Annotated in this window: 20 protein-coding genes; 7 read left to right on the forward strand and 13 right to left on the reverse strand. The window is 67.0% G+C overall.

What is annotated here, in order from left to right:
* Nucleotides 1-206: 206 nt before the first annotated feature.
* The 5 genes from ccsB to AC1D1W_RS04820 are packed head-to-tail and all read right to left on the reverse strand — an operon-like array spanning nucleotide 207 to nucleotide 5167.
* Nucleotides 207-1325 carry a c-type cytochrome biogenesis protein CcsB gene (gene ccsB / locus AC1D1W_RS04800; protein ID WP_459385545.1) on the reverse strand — a complete coding sequence of 373 codons (1119 nt, stop codon included), beginning with the start codon at nucleotides 1323-1325 and terminating at the stop codon, nucleotides 207-209.
* A complete protein-coding gene (gene resB / locus AC1D1W_RS04805; RefSeq protein ID WP_476943085.1) occupies nucleotides 1325-3112 on the reverse strand; it encodes a cytochrome c biogenesis protein ResB in 1788 nt (595 codons plus the stop codon). Before resB ends, ccsB begins: the two co-directional genes overlap by 1 nt.
* Nucleotides 3112-3867 (reverse strand): cytochrome c biogenesis CcdA family protein, encoded by a 756-nt coding sequence (locus AC1D1W_RS04810; RefSeq protein WP_243182122.1) that lies wholly within the window; start codon nucleotides 3865-3867, stop codon nucleotides 3112-3114. Before AC1D1W_RS04810 ends, resB begins: the two co-directional genes overlap by 1 nt.
* A gap of 11 nt (nucleotides 3868-3878) precedes the next feature.
* On the reverse strand, nucleotides 3879-4499 hold the full coding sequence (locus AC1D1W_RS04815; RefSeq protein ID WP_243182123.1) for a TlpA family protein disulfide reductase: 621 nt from the start codon (nucleotides 4497-4499) through the stop codon (nucleotides 3879-3881).
* Nucleotides 4500-4501: 2 nt separating this feature from the next.
* Nucleotides 4502-5167, reverse strand: coding sequence for a histidine phosphatase family protein (locus tag AC1D1W_RS04820; protein ID WP_476943086.1), 666 nt, complete (start codon nucleotides 5165-5167; stop codon nucleotides 4502-4504).
* A gap of 213 nt (nucleotides 5168-5380) precedes the next feature.
* On the opposite strand from AC1D1W_RS04820, the gene AC1D1W_RS04825 reads away from it, so the two are divergent.
* The 3 genes from AC1D1W_RS04825 to AC1D1W_RS04835 all read left to right on the forward strand — a co-directional run bounded on the left by AC1D1W_RS04825 (nucleotide 5381) and on the right by AC1D1W_RS04835 (nucleotide 7913).
* The gene (locus tag AC1D1W_RS04825; RefSeq protein WP_028278101.1) at nucleotides 5381-5929 is read left to right on the forward strand and encodes a YceI family protein; all 549 of its coding nucleotides are present in this window, start codon (nucleotides 5381-5383) and stop codon (nucleotides 5927-5929) included.
* Nucleotides 5930-6147: 218 nt separating this feature from the next.
* Nucleotides 6148-6843, forward strand: a complete 696-nt coding sequence (locus tag AC1D1W_RS04830) for a hypothetical protein (RefSeq protein WP_476943087.1) — start codon at nucleotides 6148-6150, stop codon at nucleotides 6841-6843.
* 212 nt (nucleotides 6844-7055) lie between these two features.
* Nucleotides 7056-7913 carry a hypothetical protein gene (locus AC1D1W_RS04835; RefSeq protein ID WP_476943088.1) on the forward strand — a complete coding sequence of 286 codons (858 nt, stop codon included), beginning with the start codon at nucleotides 7056-7058 and terminating at the stop codon, nucleotides 7911-7913.
* A 65-nt stretch (nucleotides 7914-7978) separates the two neighbouring features.
* Here AC1D1W_RS04835 and AC1D1W_RS04840 read toward each other — a convergent pair whose 3' ends face one another.
* Together AC1D1W_RS04840 and AC1D1W_RS04845 are read right to left on the reverse strand one after the other, a co-directional pair.
* Nucleotides 7979-8674 carry a redox-sensing transcriptional repressor Rex gene (locus AC1D1W_RS04840; protein WP_476943089.1) on the reverse strand — a complete coding sequence of 232 codons (696 nt, stop codon included), beginning with the start codon at nucleotides 8672-8674 and terminating at the stop codon, nucleotides 7979-7981.
* Between the two features lie 74 nt (nucleotides 8675-8748).
* Complete coding sequence (locus tag AC1D1W_RS04845; protein WP_476943090.1) at nucleotides 8749-9021, reverse strand: glutaredoxin family protein; 273 nt, start codon at nucleotides 9019-9021, stop codon at nucleotides 8749-8751.
* A gap of 131 nt (nucleotides 9022-9152) precedes the next feature.
* On the opposite strand from AC1D1W_RS04845, the gene AC1D1W_RS04850 reads away from it, so the two are divergent.
* Nucleotides 9153-9971, forward strand: a complete 819-nt coding sequence (locus AC1D1W_RS04850) for an HAD family hydrolase (RefSeq protein ID WP_243182128.1) — start codon at nucleotides 9153-9155, stop codon at nucleotides 9969-9971.
* A 119-nt stretch (nucleotides 9972-10090) separates the two neighbouring features.
* Here AC1D1W_RS04850 and AC1D1W_RS04855 read toward each other — a convergent pair whose 3' ends face one another.
* The 3 genes from AC1D1W_RS04855 to AC1D1W_RS04865 all read right to left on the reverse strand — a co-directional run bounded on the left by AC1D1W_RS04855 (nucleotide 10091) and on the right by AC1D1W_RS04865 (nucleotide 11931).
* Nucleotides 10091-10189, reverse strand: coding sequence for a 30S ribosomal protein bS22 (locus AC1D1W_RS04855; RefSeq protein WP_003792170.1), 99 nt, complete (start codon nucleotides 10187-10189; stop codon nucleotides 10091-10093).
* Nucleotides 10190-10394: 205 nt separating this feature from the next.
* Complete coding sequence (locus AC1D1W_RS04860) at nucleotides 10395-10616, reverse strand: helix-turn-helix domain-containing protein (RefSeq protein WP_018775046.1); 222 nt, start codon at nucleotides 10614-10616, stop codon at nucleotides 10395-10397.
* 199 nt (nucleotides 10617-10815) lie between these two features.
* Complete coding sequence (locus tag AC1D1W_RS04865) at nucleotides 10816-11931, reverse strand: 3-deoxy-7-phosphoheptulonate synthase (protein WP_476943091.1); 1116 nt, start codon at nucleotides 11929-11931, stop codon at nucleotides 10816-10818.
* A 393-nt stretch (nucleotides 11932-12324) separates the two neighbouring features.
* On the opposite strand from AC1D1W_RS04865, the gene AC1D1W_RS04870 reads away from it, so the two are divergent.
* Nucleotides 12325-13671 (forward strand): alpha-hydroxy acid oxidase, encoded by a 1347-nt coding sequence (locus AC1D1W_RS04870; protein WP_476943092.1) that lies wholly within the window; start codon nucleotides 12325-12327, stop codon nucleotides 13669-13671.
* Between the two features lie 106 nt (nucleotides 13672-13777).
* Here the strand turns inward: AC1D1W_RS04870 and AC1D1W_RS04875 are convergent, their stop codons facing one another.
* Both AC1D1W_RS04875 and AC1D1W_RS04880 read right to left on the reverse strand, forming a co-directional pair.
* Nucleotides 13778-14338: an ArsR/SmtB family transcription factor gene (locus AC1D1W_RS04875; RefSeq protein WP_243182144.1), complete on the reverse strand. Its 561-nt coding sequence runs from the start codon at nucleotides 14336-14338 to the stop codon at nucleotides 13778-13780.
* Between the two features lie 81 nt (nucleotides 14339-14419).
* Nucleotides 14420-15643 carry an acetoin utilization protein AcuC gene (locus tag AC1D1W_RS04880; RefSeq protein WP_476943093.1) on the reverse strand — a complete coding sequence of 408 codons (1224 nt, stop codon included), beginning with the start codon at nucleotides 15641-15643 and terminating at the stop codon, nucleotides 14420-14422.
* A gap of 118 nt (nucleotides 15644-15761) precedes the next feature.
* On the opposite strand from AC1D1W_RS04880, the gene AC1D1W_RS04885 reads away from it, so the two are divergent.
* A complete protein-coding gene (locus AC1D1W_RS04885; protein ID WP_243182131.1) occupies nucleotides 15762-17192 on the forward strand; it encodes a TrkH family potassium uptake protein in 1431 nt (476 codons plus the stop codon).
* A 40-nt stretch (nucleotides 17193-17232) separates the two neighbouring features.
* Entirely contained in the window at nucleotides 17233-17871 is a 639-nt protein-coding gene (locus tag AC1D1W_RS04890; protein ID WP_028277721.1) for a potassium channel family protein, read from the forward strand.
* 62 nt (nucleotides 17872-17933) lie between these two features.
* Here the strand turns inward: AC1D1W_RS04890 and proC are convergent, their stop codons facing one another.
* Nucleotides 17934-18767 carry a pyrroline-5-carboxylate reductase gene (gene proC / locus AC1D1W_RS04895; RefSeq protein ID WP_028277720.1) on the reverse strand — a complete coding sequence of 278 codons (834 nt, stop codon included), beginning with the start codon at nucleotides 18765-18767 and terminating at the stop codon, nucleotides 17934-17936.
* Nucleotides 18768-19082 lie beyond the last annotated feature (315 nt).

The raw sequence follows: 19082 nt of genomic DNA on the forward strand, positions 1-19082 counted from the left end.
TGCCAGCACGCAGATGCCCGCCACGCCACGCCATGCCGCACTACCCCACCCCCCGCGCAGCGCGCCCACCTGACACAGATGGCCGCTAGTCACGGGGCATAGAGGCCATCTGTGGCGAATCGATGGGGGCGGGCTCCGCGCAACCCCGGAAGCAGCCGGCCCGGGTGCGGTTACGGCCCGGGTGCGGTTATGGGCCGGGGTGCGGCTTACAGTCCCGAGTAGGAATGCAGGCCGTTGAAAAACTGGTTCACGATCGTGAAGTTGAAGACCACGCACAGGTAGCCGACGATCGACAGCCAGGCGGCTCGGGTTCCGGTCCAGCCGCGGGTGGCGCGGGCGTGCAGGTATCCGGCGTAGACCACCCAGATCACGAACGTCCAGACTTCCTTCGTGTCCCAGCCCCAGAACCGGCCCCAGGCTTTCTCCGCCCAGATGGCGCCGAACATGAGCGTAAACGTCCAGCCGACGAACGCGATCGCGTTGATGCGGTAGGACAGGTTCTCCAGGCTCAGGGCGTTCGGGACCAGGCGCATGAACCCGAGCTTGTCGGCACCGCCCGCGGCGATGGTCTTCTGCCGGTGCGACTGCACGAGCTGCAGCGCGGACATCGCGAAGGTCAGGGTGAACAGGGCCGAGGACATTACCGCGATGGAAACGTGGATGATCAGCCAGTAGCTCTGCAGCGCCGGCACGAGATGGCCCACGGGGGTCCAGAAGGCGATGGAGGCGGCAACCAGCATGATGATGGCCAGGCCGATCACGAACGTGCCAAGGAAGCGCAGGTCGCGGCGGATCAGCACCAGCAGGAAGACGGCCACGGCCACGAACGCGCCCGTGGTGAGGAATTCGTACATGTTGCCCCACGGCACCCGGCCGGCACCGAGCGCGCGGGTGATCACGCCGGCCGCATGAATCGCGGCGCCGAGGACGGTCAGCGCGACGGCGACGCGGGCGGGGGCACGCCGCTCACCGGCGTAGCGCATGCTGCCGTCGGCGGTCTGGCCCGCGCCTGCGGCGGTGCCCGGGCGGGAGGTGGCCGACGTCGGACGCTCGGCACGGCCTGCCGGGCCGCTGACGTCCGCATCGGAGCGGGCGACGTCGGCTCCGGCGGCCCCCGCGCCGACGCCGACGGGAACGCGGGCGGCATTGGCCTCGGCCGCCGCACCGGAGAGCTCCGCGGCCTTGAGGTCCACCGCGCGCAGCGTCTTGCTGCTCTTGGCCAGGTCCCAGGCGAAGGCGATGAACGCCACCGTGTACGTGCCGGCGGCCAGCAGCATGAACAGCTCGCTGTACTGGCCCATGGTTTCGTTGATCGAGAACGGCATTACTGATCCTTCTTCGACTCGGAAGAGCCGGCTGTTGACTGGATGAAGTCTTCTGCGGGTTGTTCAGGAGCGGCGTGCGTGCCGCCGGCACCCGTGCTGCCTGTTGCCGTGCTGGCCTTATCCGCCCGGTCATTATCCGCTGTTGCGCTGGGAGCGGGCTGGGAGCCGGTCGCGGCCTCATCGCCCAACAGCCAATCGTCGGAAAGGAGTTTGCGGATTGCCGCGGCCTCCCCGGCCAGGCGGTGGTCCTCACCGCGGGCCAGGAGACCGTACTCCACCATGGTGCGGCCGTCCTCGTGTGCGCCGGTGCGGACCCAGACGCGGCGGCGGTTCACATAGAGCGAGGTCACGAGCCCGGCCACGGCCAGGAGCGCGAAGATCAGGGCGTACAGCTGGCCGGGGTTGTGGTGGATGTCCACGCCGATGTAGCGCTTGACGCCGTCGAAACTGATGGAAYCCTTCCCGTTCGGCAGCGTGTAGCTGCTCCCGGGTGCCAGGACGATGCCCTTGGTGTCCAGGTTGCGGGCGTTGAGCGGCGTGAGCTTCTTGACGTCGAGCTCGAAGACGTTCTGCGGGGAGCCCGCGTCCAGGCCGAGGTCGCCAAAGTAGGAGTTCAGGGTCAGCTGCGGGTTGATGAGCTCCGGATCACCGCTGAAGGACACGCCCTTGTCAGTGACAAACGCCGTCGGCAGGAAGAACCCGGCGAAGGCGAGCTGTTCGGGTTTGGCGTCCGGAACCTTGATCACCACGGAGGAGTAGTAGTTCTCGCCCTGGAGCTTGGCCACCACGGGTCCCTGCATGGCAACATTGCCCGCGCCGTCGCGAATCGTGACGACGGGAGCGTAGCCGTTGCCGGTGAGGTACACGCTGGTGCCGCCGAGGCTGAGGGGGTCGTTGACCTTGAGCACCTCCTTCTTGGCGGGTGCGTCCGGGTTTTCCTTCGTGGTCACGGCGGCGGTGAAGTCGATGGGCTGACCAAACTTGCCCTTCGATTCACGGTCGAAGGTGATGTCGAACTTGTCCAGCTGGACCGAATAGGGCTGCAGCTGGCTGCTCTGGAAATTGGTGCCGGGGGTGAACTGGTCGTAGCCGACGAGGGTGTTGACGAACGTGTCGCCCTCCACCAAGATGCGCTGCCCGCTGTAGCCGAAGAGGCCGCCGGCCGCCACCGAAACCAGCACTCCGATCAGCGCGGTGTGAAAGACGAGGTTGCCGACTTCCCTCAGGAAGCCGCGCTCGGCACCCAAGGACGGGCGGACGCCGTCGCGGTCCCGCACGTCGACGCGGTAGCCGCGTTTTTTCAGCAGCTCGGCGGCGTCGGTGATGGCGGCCGACGCCGGGATCCCGGCGTCGGCCGGAATCACCAGAGTGCCGTATTCGGGGAGCCTGGACAGGCGGGCGGGCGTGCGAGGGGGCTGGGAGCGCATCGCTTTGTAGTGCGCGATGGCGCGCGGGATCACGCAGCCAATCAGCGAGACGAACAGCAGGATGTAGATCGCGGAAAACCAGGCCGAGGAGTAGACGTCGTAGAGCTGCACCGAGTCCAGGATCGAGCCGTAGTCCGGGTGGTCCTTGATGTACTGCGTGACAATCGCCGGGTTAGCCGGGCGCTGCGGAAACAGCGAGCCGGGCACGGCGGCGACGGCCAGCAGCAAGAGCAGGAACAGGGCTGTGCGCATGCTGGTCAGCTGCGTCCACGCCCACCGGAGCATGCCCAACGGACCCAGCGTGGGCAGGACGGCCTCGGGCTTCGGGGACTTCTTCTTTTCGTTCACGCGCTCGCTCATCAGATTGGCAAATTCACATCGGTTTGGAACCAGTACTGCAACCCGGAGACCCAGGTGCCCCACACACCGCTCGCCATCAGGATCCCAAGCAGGATCAGGATGCCTCCGCCGGTGCGCTGGATGGCGAGCCGGTGGTTGCGGAAGAAGGACATCACGCCAATGCCGCGGCGCACGGCCAGGGCGATCAGCAGGAACGGGATTCCCAGCCCAAGGCTGTAGACGAACGCCAGGAACGCCCCCTTGGCCGCCGAGGAGCCGCCGGACAGGCTAAGCAGCTGGACGGCCGAATATGTCGGACCGATGCACGGTGCCCAGCCCAGCCCGAAGGTGATGCCCAGTAAGGGCGCACCCCACAGACCGGCGGGGGGTTTGGCATGAATCTTGGCATCGCGCTGGAGCCAGCCGAAGCCGCCCATGAACACCACGCCCATGACGATCACCAGGACGCCCAGCAGTTGGGTGATCCACATGTTCTGCGAGCCCGTGATGAAGCTGCCCAGCTGCCCGAAGGCGCCGCCGAGCAGCACGAAGATCACGGAGAAACCGAGGACGAACAGCCCGATGCCGGCCAGCATGCGCCCGCGCTTTTGCTTCTGCAGGTCGACGCCGGTCAGACCCGTGACGTAGCCCAGGTATCCGGGCACCAGCGGGAGGACGCAGGGCGAGAGGAAGGAGACCAGTCCGGCCAGCAGCGCGACGGGAATGGCAAGCAGCAGCGATCCGTTCAGGATGGCTTCAGCGAAGGGGCTGTTCACGGTGGGCCGCGCTACTCGGCCACGGCGGCGGCGATGAGGGACTTCAGGGTGCCCTGCTGGATTTCGCCCAGGACCCGGGAGGCGACGCGGCCCTGCTTGTCCAGCACGAGGGTGGTGGGCACGGCGCCGGGCGGCACGAGGCCGGAGACGGCCAGCAGCACGGCGCCGTCCTTGTCGTTGAAGCTCGGGTACGTCAGGTTGAAGGTCTTGTCGAACGCGTCGGCCGTGGCCTTCTCATCGCGCAGGTTCACGCCGAAGAACTGTACGCCCTTGGTCTTGAATTCCTGGTTCAGCGCCTCGAGGGAGGGCGCCTCGACCCGGCAGGGGGCGCAGGCGGCAAACCAGAAGTTCAGCACGGTCACTTTGCCGGGGAAGTCCGCCGACGTGACGGCCGTGCCGTCGAACAGCGTCCCCTTGAGCGCCACGGGACTCTTGCGGTCCGCGACGGCGAACTCGGTCACGGACCCGTCGCCGGCCACGTAGTTCTTGTTGTCCCCGGCCTTGGCCTGTTTGGCGAGGGCGTCGTCCTGGGCACAGCCGGACAGCCCGAACACCGCGGCCAGCGCGACCCCGCCGGCGGTCAGGACGCTGCGGCGGGACAAAGGCATGTTTTCGCGGCGGTTCGCGGCCATGGTCAGGCTCCCGGGGTGCTGGCGGCACCGGGCAGCAGGGCGGCAGCGGGCTCGCTGTAGTCGACGCGCACGAGGCCGCCGGCGTCGTCGAACACCAGGGAAGTCAGGGACGTCAGGGTGCATTCGCGCTTGCGCGGGTCGTGCCACAACGGCCGGCCTTCGGCGCTGAGCCGCGTGGCCCAGATGGGCAGCTGGTGGCTGACAAGGATGGCTTCGGCCCCGTTGCCGCCCAGTTCGATGGCACGGACGCGTGCGTCCTGAATGGCCGCGATGACCCGCGCGGCCTGCTCCTTGTACGGCTCACCCCAGGAGGGCCGTAACGGGTTGTACAGCCGGGCCCAGTGCTTGGGCCGCAGCAGCTCCGCCTTCGAGACGCGGAGGCCCTCAAAGTAGTTGGCGGCCTCGATGATGCGGGATTCGGTGGCAATCTCCAGGCCCAGGGCGTCGGCGATCGGCTGCGCCGTCTCCTGAGCGCGGGTCAGTGGGGACGCGGCGAGGTGGACGATCCTGGCCCCTTGCGCGGACCGCTCCCTGAAGTGTTCCGCCAGGGTGCGGGCCATCTCCCGGCCGAGTTCGGAGAGGTGGAATTCCGGCAGCCTGCCGTACAGGACACCATCGGGATTGTGGACCTCGCCGTGGCGGAGCAAATGAACAGTGGCTTGGGGCATGTCTACCAGTTTCTCAAAGATGCCGGTCGATCTGAAATCTTCTACGGGAGGTAGAACTGATGAGTTTGGAAAAATGTTCCCCGGAGTTGGAATAAAAGATGCAAATGCATGTTTATACTGGGTGAAGCAGTTAGTTGAGATTTCAACCAATGATGCTTCAACTAGCGATCAGACGAATCACCGTAGTACCAACCCGACTCAAGGAGAACCACCATGGCACTTCCCGCAAACGTCACCACCGGCACCTGGACCCTCGACCCGTCGCACAGCGAGATCGGCTTCACCGTCCGCCACGCCGGCATCAGCAAGGTCCGCGGTCAGTTCACCGACGCCGCCGCCACCCTGGATCTCGCCGAGAACGTCACCGACTCCAAGGTCAACGCCTCGATCAAGACCGCAAGCTTCGACTCCGGTGACGCCAACCGCGACGGCCACGTCCGCGGCGAAGATTTCTTCGACGTCGAGACGTTCCCGGAGATCTCCTTTGTCTCCAACACCATCGTCCCCAAGGGCGACGCCTACGAGCTCCAGGGCGACCTCACCATCAAGGGCATCACCCGCCCCGTGGCCCTCGAGACCGAATTCAACGGCGTGGCCGTCGATCCCTTCGGCAACACCCGCGCCGGCCTCAGCGCCGAAACCACGATCAGCCGCAAGGACTTCGGGCTGACCTGGAACGCCGTCCTCGAAGCCGGCGGCGTGCTGGTCAGCGACAAGGTTGCCATCAACCTGGAACTGGCCTTCATCGCTCCCGCAGCATAGCCAGCATCAAGCACGGTCGCGGCCCGGTCACTCCCGTCCGCGCCTGACGGCCGACGCCGGTCAGCCGGGTCCGGCGCCCCGCTTCATCTTCGCGATGAAGCGGGGCGCTGTTGTTTTTCGCCGCTGCTGTCTGCCCCTCTCGGGCGCCGCCGTCGGGCACCGCGACGCGGCTCCAGATTCCCTAGATAACAGGGAAACGGCGGTCTACAGTGAGAGCCATGAGCAACCCGAGTGATGTACCTCCGCAGCAGCCGGGCGCCCAGCCGCCGGTGTCGGGCAGCGTCCCGCCCGCCGGCCCACCGCAGCTTCCCGCCAACCCGCCGCCCCCTCACGGATACCAGGCACCCCCTCCCGGGTACCAGGCACCGCCGCCGGGGTATCAGGCACCCCCTCCCGGGTACCAGGGCCAGCCGGCGTCGGCCGGCGGATTCCGCTTCGAGATGCCCACCGACCGCCCCAGGAACTTCGGCGATGCACTGCCTGCCGGCGGGCTCTCCGGCATGTTCAAGGTTGCCGCAATGCCCACCGAGCTGAAGGTCTCCTACTGGATCTGGCTGATCGGCGGGCTCCTGGGCCTCCTGGGTGGAGTCATCGGGTTGTTCGGGTCCTTCGTCCTGGTCGCCTTTGCGCCGGCAATCGGGCTCCTGGTGCTGCTGCTCGTGATCGTGGCGCTCGCACTGGCAACCGCTCAGATCATTCTGGCCATGAAGATGAAGGAAGGCCGGGAATGGGCCCGCTTCGCCCTCACCATCCTTGCCGGCATCTCCCTGGTGCTGGCACTCATCAGTTCCGGCATAGCCGACGGCCGGGCGGGCGGAGGCCTGCCGGGCTTCCTCATCAGCCTCGTTGCGACCGTGCTCATGTGGCTGCCGAACGCACAGGCCTGGTTTGCCGCCAACCGGGGCCGAATCTAGGCCTGCCGCTGCACAGGGCACCCGCGGAATCGTGGCAGCGCCGGGTCGCCCCCGCCGCCACGCGCCGGCCAGCGAATGGGGCTTGAGAATACCTCTCCGGAATGATCCACACGGCGGCCGGCCCGCGGTACGGTTGAGCTAAACCATGCTGGGGGCAGGGCAGGATCTCTGATCCCGGTGGCCGATTCGATCGACACGCAAAGGACCGCTTCATGAGCAATCCCCCAGTCCAGCCCCCGCCTCCCAACGGCTCCGAGCCGGGCGGGGAATCCACGCCGGCCCCGCAGGCACCGCAGTACGGCCAGAACGCCCCGCAGACTCCGCAGTACGGCGAGCAGACACCCCCGGCCTACGGCCAGAACGCCCCGCAGACGCCGCAGTACGGCCAGCAGACACCCCAGGCCTACGGCCAGAACGCCCCCCAGACGCCGCAGTACGGCCAGCAGACACCTCCCGCCTACGGCCAGAACGCCCCCCAGACGCCGCAGTACGGCCAGCAGACACCTCCCGCCTACGGCCAGAACGCCCCGCAGGCACCGCAGTACGGCCAGTCCCCGTACGGCCAGTCCCCCTACGCCCAGTACCCGTCCGACCAGCCGCAGGCTCAGGGCGCGGTTCCCCAGTTGGTCAATACGTCGTTCTGGCTGATCATCGCAGCCGGAGCCTTGTGGGTCATCTCCATGCTGGTGTCCCTGGGAACCCTGGACACCCCTGCCGTCAGGGACATGTTCGAGCAGCAGATGGCAGCGAGCGGCACGAGCGTCGACTTCGAATCCATCAAGGGTGTCCTGATCGGCACCATCGTGGTGTTTGCCGCTATCAGCGCCGGGCTGTATGCCCTCGTGGCATTCAATGTCCGCAAGGGCAGGAACTGGGCCCGCATCCTGGGCACCGTGTTCGCCGCCTTGTCGGTCTTCAACATCATCCCGCTCAGCCTCGCCACCCTGGCGGCACTCGTGGGCATTGCGGCTATCGTGCTGCTTTACTTGCCCGCGGCAGCGCCGTACTTCCAGAAGCGGCAGCCCTTTGCCAACCCCTATGGACAGCCCGGAGCCCCCTTCGGGAAGTAGCGTCGCCAAGAACCACCCAGGGGGGTACCACTCAGCGGGCGCGGGAACCGGAGGGCTGGCGGATCTTAGTCGGCGTCTTCCGGGTCCTGCGCCCTTTGTGCGTGATAGGCCAGAATCTGCAGTTCCGTTGCCATGTCCACCTTGCGCAGGTTGACTCCCGGCGGGACCTGCAGCATCACCGGCGCGAAGCTGAGGATGCTCCGCACGCCGGCGGCTATCACCCGGTCGCAGACGTCCTGGGCCACCGCCGCGGGCAAAGCGAGGACCACCATGTTGGCACCGGTCCGTTGCAGTACCGGCTCAAGGTCGGCGGCGTCGCTGACCCGCAGCCAACCGACTTCACTGCCCACCACCATCTGGTCGGCGTCGAAAATTGCCACAATGTCAAAGCCTCGAGACTCGAATCCGCCGTACCGGGCCAGGGCTTTGCCGAGGTTGCCCGCACCGACGATCGCGACTTTCCAGTCGTGCGTCAACCCGAGGGCGGCGGCGATGTTGCGGTTGAGGTACTGGACCTCATAACCGACACCCCGGGTTCCGTAGGAGCCAACATAGGATAGGTCCTTGCGCAGCGTCGAGGAGCTCACTCCGGAGGCCTCGGCCAGCGACTCGGACGAGACCCGGTCCACACCGTCAGCCAGCAGCGTGGTCAGGGCGCGCAGATAGATGGTCAGCCGGGCCACGGCCGCGGGCGGAATCTGTTTGGCCGCAGTCCCGGCTTCCCCGGGAACAGGCCCGGGAGATGAATCCAGCGAAGTCACTATCTGCTCCATTGCGTCGCGTTGTGCTTCCCACTCTAGAGCCCCCGCGCATCACGCAACAAAGCACCCCGCCGTCAGGAGGGCTGGTCGAGGACCCGTTGCAGGGTCCGGGTCAGGCGGGCCTCGTCGATCTTCCAGAAATCCCGCTGGACGCCGTTGACCAGCACCACCGGGATCTCCTCGGCGAAACGTTCCCGCAGCCCGGCGTCGTCGTCCACCGATTTTTCCGACCAATCTATTCCGAGCGCAGCGGTGACCCGGCCGACGGCGGCGCGCGCCTCTGTGCACAGGTGGCAGTCAGCCTTGGTGATCAGAACTACATCGGGTAAGTGTGCGGGTTTGGCCATGCATCCACCGTAGCCCGGCGGCCACTTCGGCGTCGACGCGCGGCGCAGTCCGCCCGGGTCCGGGCCCGTCCTGCCGTCGCGTCGCGCGTCCCGCGGGCGGCCGGGGGCCTGTCATTGACTAGACTCGTGGCATGCCCGAGGAGAAATACGTCATTGTGGCCAATGAGCCTGCTGCATCGACGCAGCACGGCGAGGCCGCATTTTTCGACGTCGACAACACCCTCATGAAGGGCGCAAGCCTTTTCCATGTCGCCCGCAAGCTTTACCAGCGTGGCGCCTTCACCCTGCCGCAGGCTGCCGGGTTCGCCTGGAAGCAGTTCATGTTCGTGCTGCGCGGCGAAAACATGGATGACGTCCACGCAGTCCGCGATTCCGCCCTGACGCTGGCCGCCGGCATCACGGCCAAGGACATCGAGGCGTTGGGCGAAGAGGTCTACGACGAGATGATTGAGTCGCGGATCTGGCCGGGGGCAAAGGCCCTGGCCGAACAGCATCTCCGGGTCGGGCGCAAAGTATGGCTCGTCACGGCGACGCCGATCGAGGTGGCCACTGTCATTGCCGCCCGGCTGGGCCTGACCGGGGCGCTGGGCACAGTTGGCGAGATCATGGACGGCTCGTACACGGGACGGCTTGTGGGCGAGATCCTCCATGGACCGGCCAAAGCGGTCGCGGTCCAGCACATTGCTGAGGAGCAGGGCCTGGACCTGAGCCGCTGCTGGGCGTACAGCGATTCCCACAACGACATCCCGTTGCTGAGCATGGTGGGGCACCCCGTTGCCATCAATCCCGACTCCAAACTGCGCCGCTACGCCCGCGAGCACAACTGGCCGGTCTACGACTTCCGTGCCGGCCGGCGCGCCGCCACTCTGGGCTTCAAGGCCGCGACGGTCGGAGGGGCCATCTACGGCCTGTGGCGGGGGTTCTCCCGCTTCCGCGGCCCCAGCCGCTAGGCCGCCCGCGGCTTTCCGCTGGGATTCCGGGCCGACGCCGGGGATCCGGGCGAGGCCTGAGCAAGAAAAATGCCCGTCGCCTGGAAGGCAACGGGCATTTCATGCATTTCGAAGTATTGCTACTTCTTATTGCGACGCTGGTGGCGCGTCTTGCGAAGCAGCTTGCGGTGCTTCTTCTTGGCCATACGCTTGCGACGCTTCTTAATAACTGAACCCACGAAAGTTCCTTACCGGCTAGATGCAGTACCTGCCTGTTGGGAAGGGTCCGCGGGCTAAGCAGCAGACTGAAGCAACTGACAGGTTCTTACAATGACGTAAAACGTTCCTTAACAGGGTACCGCCTCTGCGAGGCACCCCACGACCGCGGGTCCCGTGCGGGACCCAAAGCAGTCGATTCACGCTGTGAATGTTGCCGCTGACTGATCAGCCAGTTCCGGCGTGGCCGTCATTCCGGTCGACGACGGCACCCTTGAGGTACTGCTCGACGGCGTTTTCCGGCACGCGGTAGGAGCGGCCGAACCGCACGGCCGGCATCTCCCCCGAATGCACAAGACGGTACACAGTCATTTTCGATACCCGCATAAGTTCCGCGACTTCGGCCACGGTCAAAAAACGGGCCTTGGAGAAGTTGGCCTCCGTAGACATTTCCCTATTCCTTTGCTCAAGCGAACGGCAGCCCCACCTGTTGACATGGCGGTGTGCCGATGCTGAGCCATCAAACAACCATGTGTTAGCAACACTAGTTGCTCATGGTGCCAAAGTGAAAGACTTCCTCAGGAATCCCCACACGGTTTCCGCAGGAATCTCGAAAATCCCGCGGCACGCCCCTCCTCCTGCTCTTCCCTCAGGCACGGGTCCGCCGCGTGCGGGCCGAGGCGGCCAGCTGGCCCAGTACCGACGCCGTCACGTCCCAGTCCATGCAGGCATCCGTGACGCTCTGGCCATAGACCAGCCCGTCCCGTCCGGAGCCGGTAACGGCGTTGACATCAAGGTTCTGGGCCCCGCCCACCAGGAAGCTCTCGAGCATGACGCCGGCGATGGCCCCGGCGGCGGCTCCGGCACTTTCGAGCTGCGCACCGATTTCGAGGGCGACCTCGGCCTGGCGGTGGTGGTTTTTGCCGCTGTTGGCGTGGCTGGCGTCGACGATCAGACGGGGGTTGAGCTGCTTCGCGGCGAGTTTCGCTGAGGCCGCTTCAACATCGGCGGCTGAGTAGTTGGGGCCCTTGCGTCCGCCGCGGAGGATGACGTGGGTGTCCGGGTTGCCGGCGGTAGCCACAAGCGCCGCCCGGCCGTCGTCGTCGATCCCGAGGAACGCCTGGGCGGCAGCGGCGGCGCTGCACGCGTCCAGCGCCACCTGGAGATCACCGTCGGTCCCGTTCTTGAAGCCGATCGGCATCGACAGCCCGGAGGCCAGCTGGCGGTGGATCTGGCTCTCCGTGGTGCGGGCGCCGATCGCGCCCCAGGCGACCAGGTCCGCGACGTACTGGGGGCTGATGGGCTCAAGGAACTCGGTGGCGGTGGGCAGGCCGAGGGCGGTGACCTGGCGCAGGAAGGACCGGGCCGCGCGCAGGCCCGCGGCGATGTCGTGGCTGCCGTCCAGCCGGGGGTCGTTGATCAGGCCCTTCCAGCCCACCGTGGTGCGCGGCTTTTCGAAGTAGGTGCGCATGACGATCAGCAGGTCTTCGCGGTGCTTCTCTGCCTGGCTGACCAGCCGGCGGGCGTATTCCAGGCCCGCCTTGGGGTCGTGGATGGAGCAGGGGCCCACGATGACGAGCAGCCTGCCGTCCACACCGTCCATGATGGCCCGGACCTCGTCCCGGCCCCGTCCGACCACTTCGGCCAGGCGGGCCTCCAGGGGCAGTTCCGCCATGAGGTCTTGCGGGGTGGGCAGCGGGGTGAACTCGCTGACGCGCAGGTTCGAGGTGGAGTGTTGGGGGCCGGTGGCTGCTTCGATGCTCATATTCGGGTCCTGTTCCGGGTGCGGAGCGGGCCCTGGTCAGAACCCGCCGAAGAAATGGCGAAGGGCAGAGAATAATCTCTGCCCTGTTGGCTCTGAAGGAAAGTTGGATGCGTGTCAGTTAGACGCGGGCCCCTCCAGAGCCAACGAAAAATACGCATACCAACGGTTAGTCATAGCGCTGACGATAGCCCCGGAGCCGCGGCCGGAGCAAACGCCGGGCGTAACAATTCGCGGGCGGCTAGTTCCGGGCGGCCAGGAGTACGTGGTCGCCGGGCAGGCACGTCGCGGCAGTGTTCGCCGGCGCTGCCGCGAAATGACATTTCGCGGCACACCGGCACCACCTAGAGTGTGAGGAAACCCAGCACAGCATCCGATCCGCAAATGGAGGCAGCCATGACGCACACCGTCCCGCCCGGCAACCCCGAGGCTCCGACCACTCCCGCGGCCACGGCCCCTGGCCCTGCTGTCTCCGCGTCCGGGCAGCACACAGCCGCGGCCGCCCGCGGGCTCCCTGCCGCGCTGAAGCGCCGCGTGCCCAAGTACGCCGACCTTGCTCCCCTGATGCAGTTCAAGAAGCCGGAATTCAGCAGGGCCGCCAGGCTGCGCCGTGCCAGCACCATCTGGGACCTGCGGGACATGGCCAAGCGCCGCACACCCCAGGCGCCCTTCGATTACACGGACGGCGCCGCCGAGGCCGAAATCTCCCTCCGCCGCGCCCGCCAGGCGTTCCTGGACATTGAATTCCGGCCCGGGGTCCTGCGGGACGTCTCCAGCATCGACCTCAGCACTGACATCCTGGGCGGGCCGTCCCGCCTCCCGGTGGGGATCGCGCCCACCGGCTTCACCCGGATGATGCAGTCCGAGGGCGAATATGCCGGTTCCCAGGCCGCCGCAGCCGCCGGCATTCCGTACACCCTCTCCACCATGGGCACGGCGTCGCTCGAGGACGTGGCCGCCGCCGCACCCACGGGCCGCAACTGGTTCCAGCTGTACCTGTGGACGGACCGGGAGCGTTCACTGGAACTGATCCAGCGTGCCGCCGCGGCGGGCAATGACACGCTCATGGTCACGGTGGACACCGCCGTCGCCGGCGCCAGGCTCCGCGACGTCCGCAACGGCATGACCATCCCGCCCGCCCTGACACTCAAGACCGTACTGGATGCGTCCTACCGGCCCGCGTGGTGGTTCAACTTCCTCACCCACGAGCCGATGACTTTCGCGTCGCTGTCCCGCTACACGGGCACGGTCGCGGACCTCATCAACTCCATGTTCGATCCCACCCTGACCTTTGCCGACCTCGACTGGCTGCGCGAGACGTGGAAGGGCAAGCTCGTGGTCAAGGGCATCCAGACGGTCGACGACGCCCGCAAGGTGGTGGACCATGGCGCGGACGGGATTGTGCTCTCCAACCACGGCGGCCGCCAGCTGGACCGGGCACCGATTCCGTTCCACCTGCTCCCGGAGGTCTCCGCGGCGCTGAAGGCGGACCGCAGCGACGCGGCGATCATCCTGGACACCGGCATCATGAGCGGCGCGGACATCATCGCCGCCCTCGCCCTCGGCGCCGACTTCACGCTGATCGGCCGCGCCTACCTGTACGGGCTCATGGCCGGCGGGCGGGCCGGTGTGGACCGTGCCCTCCAAATCCTGGAGAAGGACATGGAACGCACCATGGCACTGCTGGGCGTCAGCCGGGTCGCGGAGCTCACGCCCGGGCACGTGCGGATCCTCCGCACCTAGCACCCCTGGCAAGCCACGGGCGCCCAAACGATCGGCCGGGTGCCACTTTGGGCGAAACGGATGGCCGCAGCGCATACCCAGGGCGGCATACGCGGGGCAGGACAGCCTACTTCTTGCGGCCGAACTTGGGCAGGTTGGCCAGGAGATCGGCGGCCCTGGTGGCGGCCCGGCCCACGGTCCGCCCGATCTGCTGGGGCATTTTGTCGTCCCCCGCCGTTCCCACCGGAATGACGACGGCGGGGCTCAGCGGGCTGCCGGCAGGGCGGCCCGCCAGTGCTGCGGCGGGTTGCGCGGCGACCGGTTGCGGGACGGCAGGTTGCGGAACCGCGGCGGCCAGGCCTTCCGGGACGGCGGCGGGGCCGGCTTCGGGGTGGAGGGCGGCGGCCGCGTCCGCCGTCGCGGCGGGGCCGACGTCGAACGCCTGCAGCCAGGTGGCGATCCCGGCGAGCGGCTTGGGGTTGAGCGTGTAATACCGCTTCTGGCCCTGGGCGCGCATGCTCACCAGGTCCGCTTCGCGGAGGACTTTGAGATGCTTGGAAATGGTGGGCTGGCTTGCTTCAAGCTCCTGGACCAGTTCCCCCACCGCTTTGTCCCCCTTGCGGAGGGCTATCAGAATGTCACGCCTGGTTGCCTCAGCAATGACGGCAAATACGTCGTCTGTCACCATGCCCTCCACACTAGCGACATATACGCCAGATGGCATCCACGAATTGTTCCGTTGGTGCAAGCCCCCAAGCCCGGCCCGGATTCAGTCGAACCAGGGATCCAGTCCGTGCAGGGGAAACACTTCCTTGCGGGTGGCCATGATGGTGCGGTCCACCTCGTCGTTGGGGTCGAAACCCACTTCCCAGGACCGCCACCAGAGGTCCACGTCGTCGCCCATCGTCTCGGGGGGCTCCACGCCGAACCTGGCGCCGTACTTGTCTCTGACGTAGTTGCGCCAGTCCTCCGGAACCGGGGTGCGCAACGGCACCGGGCGGCCGGCGGCGATGGCTATGAGGTGGCTCCAGGACCGCGGGACCACGCTGACCACGTTGTAGCCGCCGCCCCCGGTGGAAATCCACCGGTTCTCGCAATAGCGGGCGGCGAGGTTGCCGATCGCCGTGGCGGCCTCGCGCTGGCCGTCCACACTGATGTTCAGGTGCGTGAGCGGGTCAAGCCGGTGCGAGTCGCAGCCGTGCTGGCTGACGATCACTTCCGGTTCGAACGCGCCAATGAGCTGGGGCACGACGGCGTGGAAGGCCCGCAGCCACCCGGCGTCAACGGTGCCGGCCGGGAGGGCGACGTTCACGGCGCTGCCCTGCGCGTTCGGTCCGCCGATCTCGTTGGCAAACCCGGTGCCCGGGAAGAGGGTCAGTCCGGATTCGTGCAGCGAAATGGTCAGGACGCGCGGATCGTCCCAGAAGATGCTTTGCGTGCCGTCGCCGTGGTGCGCATCGACGTCGACGTAGGCCACCCGCCGGACGCCGCCGTCGAGCAGCCGCTGGACCGCGAGGGCGGCGTCGTTGTAGATGCAAAAACCGCTCGCGCGCTCCCGGGAGGCGTGGTGCATCCCGCCGCCGAAGTTCACGGCCCGCACGGCGCTGCCGTCGAGGACAGCTGCGGCCGCCAGCAGGGAACCGCCGGCCAGCCGCGCGCTGGCTTCGTGCATGCCGGCAAAGGCGGGGTCGTCCTCGGTTCCGAGACCCCTGGCGTGGTCGGAGGTGTCCGGGTTTGCGCTCACGCGCCGCACGGCGGCCACAAACTCCGGGCTGTGGACCGCGCACAGCTCCGCGTCGGTGGCGACGTCCGGAGCCGCCACCGAGACGTGCTCCAGATCCAGCAGTCCAAGGCTGCCGGCCAGCTTCGCTGTGAGCTCCATGCGCTCCGGCGCCATCGGGTGGGAGTGGCCAAAGTTGTAGGCAGTCATGGCTGGGGCCCACACCACCGTCGTTGGCAGCGCGGTCTGAGCGAGTCCGGGCAGGAATGTCATCAATCACAGGCTACCCGAGCGGTCCCCGGCTTCCCGCGCGCGCACGGGCGTTCCCCCGGCCATTACCCGGTGTTTAGTGGTTTACTACTTGGGGAAGAAGTTTCAACCGAGGAAGAACATGACGCAAAGCCAGTCGAGGTCCACGAGCCCGGCCAGCTGGCAGCCAGGCATGCCGGAGCGGGAAGGCCTGTGGATCTTCACACGCCTGCGCGACTTCATTGACAGCATCGCGAACAGCTCGCCCGCCCGCCTGGCGCTCTCGGCGTTCGGCGTCGTGATCTTGGTCTTCACCGCTTTGCTCTCGCTGCCCTTAGCTTCCGCGACGGGACAGGTCACACCGCTGCATCAGGCGTTCTTCACCGCGTCGTCAGCTGTCTGCGTCACGGGCCTGACCGTGGTCTCCACGGCTGTGCACTGGTCCTTCTTCGGCCAGCTCGTGATCCTGGTCGGCATTTTCGTGGGCGGCCTGGGCACCTTGACCCTCGCGTCGCTGCTGGCGCTCATGGTGAGCAAGAGACTTGGTGTCCGCGGCAAGCTGATCGCCCAAGAGGCCATGAACGCCGGCCGGCTCGGCGAAGTCGGCACGCTGCTCCGGATCGTGATCGTGACCTCCGTCGTGATCGAGGCGGCCCTGGCCGTGACCCTGATCCCCCGCTTCCTGCTCCTTGGGGAGAGTTTCCCGCAGGCCGTCTGGCACGGGGTCTTCTACGCCATTTCATCGTTCAACAACGCCGGTTTCACGCCGCATTCGGACGGAATCGTCCCCTACGAAACCGATCTCTGGATCCTCGTCCCGTTGATGCTCGGCGTGTTCCTGGGCAGCCTGGGCTTCCCTGTCGTCATGGTGCTGCACCAGAACGGGCTGCGGTGGAAGAAATGGAACCTCCACACCAAGCTGACCATCCAGGTGTCCTTCATACTCCTGGCCGCCGGCACGGTCCTGTGGGGCTTCCTGGAGTGGGACAACCTGCGCACCATCGGGGACATGGACCTCGGCGACAAGATCACGCACGCGCTCTTTGCCTCAGTCATGTTGCGCTCCGGCGGCTTCAACCTCGTGGACCAGAACCACATGGAGTCCACCACCATGTTGCTCTCCGATGCCCTCATGTTCGCCGGCGGAGGTTCCGCATCCACGGCGGGCGGCATCAAGGTCACCACCATCGCCGTGATGTTCCTGGCGATCACCGCCGAGGCCCGCGGCGACGCGGACGTGAAAATCTACGGCCGCACCATCCCCGAGGGCACCATGCGCGTGGCCATCTCGGTGATCGTCGCCGGCGCCACCCTCGTCTCGGTCTCGGCCCTCCTGCTCCTGCACATCAGCCATGCCTCCCTGGACCGGGTCCTGTTTGAAACCATTTCCGCCTTCGCCACGGTGGGCCTCAGCACCAACCTCAGTGCAGAGTTGCCGCCGGAGGGGGTTTACGTCCTCGCTTTGCTCATGTTTGCCGGGCGCGTCGGGACGGTCACCCTTGCCGCCGGCCTGGCCCTGCGCCAGCGCAGCCAGCTGTACCACTACCCGGAAGAGAGACCGATCATTGGCTAGTTCCTCAGGCGCCGTCAACCGCCCCGCCCACAACGCCCCCGTGCTGGTGATCGGGCTGGGCCGTTTTGGTGCATCCACCGCAGAACAGCTGGTCAAACAGGGCCGGGAGGTCCTGGCCATCGAACGCGACCGCAGCCTCGTCCAGAAGTGGGCGAGCGTCCTGACGCACGTGGTGGAAGCCGACGCCACCAACATCGATGCCCTCCGCCAGCTCGGCGCCCAGGAATTCAGTTCCGCCGTCGTGGGCGTGGGCACCTCGATCGAATCCTCGGTGCTGATCACCGTCAACCTCGTGGACCTCGGAATCGAACACCTCTGGGTCAAGGCGATCACGCCCTCGCACGGCAAGATCCTCACCCGCATCGGCGCCAACCACGTCATCTACCCGGAGGCCGACGCCGGCGTCCGTGCCGCGCACCTGGTCTCCGGGCGCATGCTGGACTTCATCGAGTTTGACGACGACTTCGCGATCGTCAAGATGTACCCGCCGCGCGAGACCGTGGGCTTCACCCTCGATGAGTCCAAGGTCCGGTCCAAGTACGGCGTCACGATCGTGGGCGTGAAGTCCCCGGGCGAGGACTTCACCTACGCGCGGCCGGAAACCAAGGTTTCCTCGCGGGACATGCTCATCGTTTCGGGCCACGTGGACCTGCTCGAACGGTTCGCTGCCCGCCCCTAGGCCACAACCGGAGCCTGCGGAAACCGGAGCCGCGGCCTGCTCCGGTGTCCGCCCGGGCCGGCTCAGGCGAGCTGTCGGGTGATTTCTGCGGCGCGCTCAGCCGCCGCGCGGGCGCCGTCGGCAATGATGGCCGGCAGTCCGCGCTCGTCAAAGGTGGCGATGGCCCGTTCCGTGGTGCCGTTCGGGCTCGTGACCGCCTTGCGCAATGCGGCAGGATCCGCGCCCGGCTCAGCCAGCATGAAGCCCGCCCCGGCGACGGTCTCGCGGGCCAGCAACAGCGACAGCTCCGGGTCCAGGCCCAGTCGTGCCCCGGCCTCGGCCATGGCCTCCGCCAGGTAGAAGGCGTAGGCCGGGCCCGAGCCGCTGATCGCGGAGAGGGCGTCCACCTGCTCTTCCGGGATCTCCACGACCGTGCCGGCGGCGGCGAGGATGTCCTTGGCGCGCTGGAGCTGCCCGGCGGAGCAGCTGGTCCCGGGCGAGACGGAGACGACGCCGCGGCCCAGCTTCGCCGGTGTGTTCGGCATCGTGCGGATGACGGGCTGGCCGGCCGGCAGCGCCGCCTCCAGCTGCTCCAGTGACACGGCGGCCGCAACGCTGATGACGATCGTTCCGGGTGAAAGGGATCCGCTGATTTCCCGGGCCAGGTCCGCGATCCCCACGGGTTTGACTCCCAGGATCACGACGGCGGAGCCGGTGGCGGCCTGTTTATTGTTGTCGGGCTCTTCTTCGCCCGCGATGGCGGTGATCCCGTGGTGGCGCTGGGCCAGCTCGGCCGCGCGCCCGGCCCGGCGGACTGTCGCGACAATGTCGCCCGGGTCGACGCCGCCGTCGATCAGCCCCGCCATAATTGCCTCGTTCATTGACCCACAGCCCAGGAATGCGATTCGGTTGCTCATGTCCCCATCATTGCAGTCTGACGTGATTCCCAGCCAGCTCCCACCTTCAGCGCAGTCAGCGCACAACTTTGGAACCTAACGTTGTAACTACCTCATTGAGGGTGCGAGTGATGCAGCAGGCATGCGGATGCCTGCGCGGCACCGGTGGTTGCAGCGGGTTTTCCCATTTTCCCGCAGCGTACCGCCGGTGCCTTTGCCGTTTAAAGCCCCTGCGGCGGAGCCGGCCACCACCCGGCGGGCGCCGTCGGATTGCCAGCGAACACACAGGGAAAACTCGCTGCGCACCCATGATCGGCCATTATCTTTGAAAGTGCC

The sequence above is a fragment of the Arthrobacter sp. P1_B4 genome (assembly GCF_056406555.1).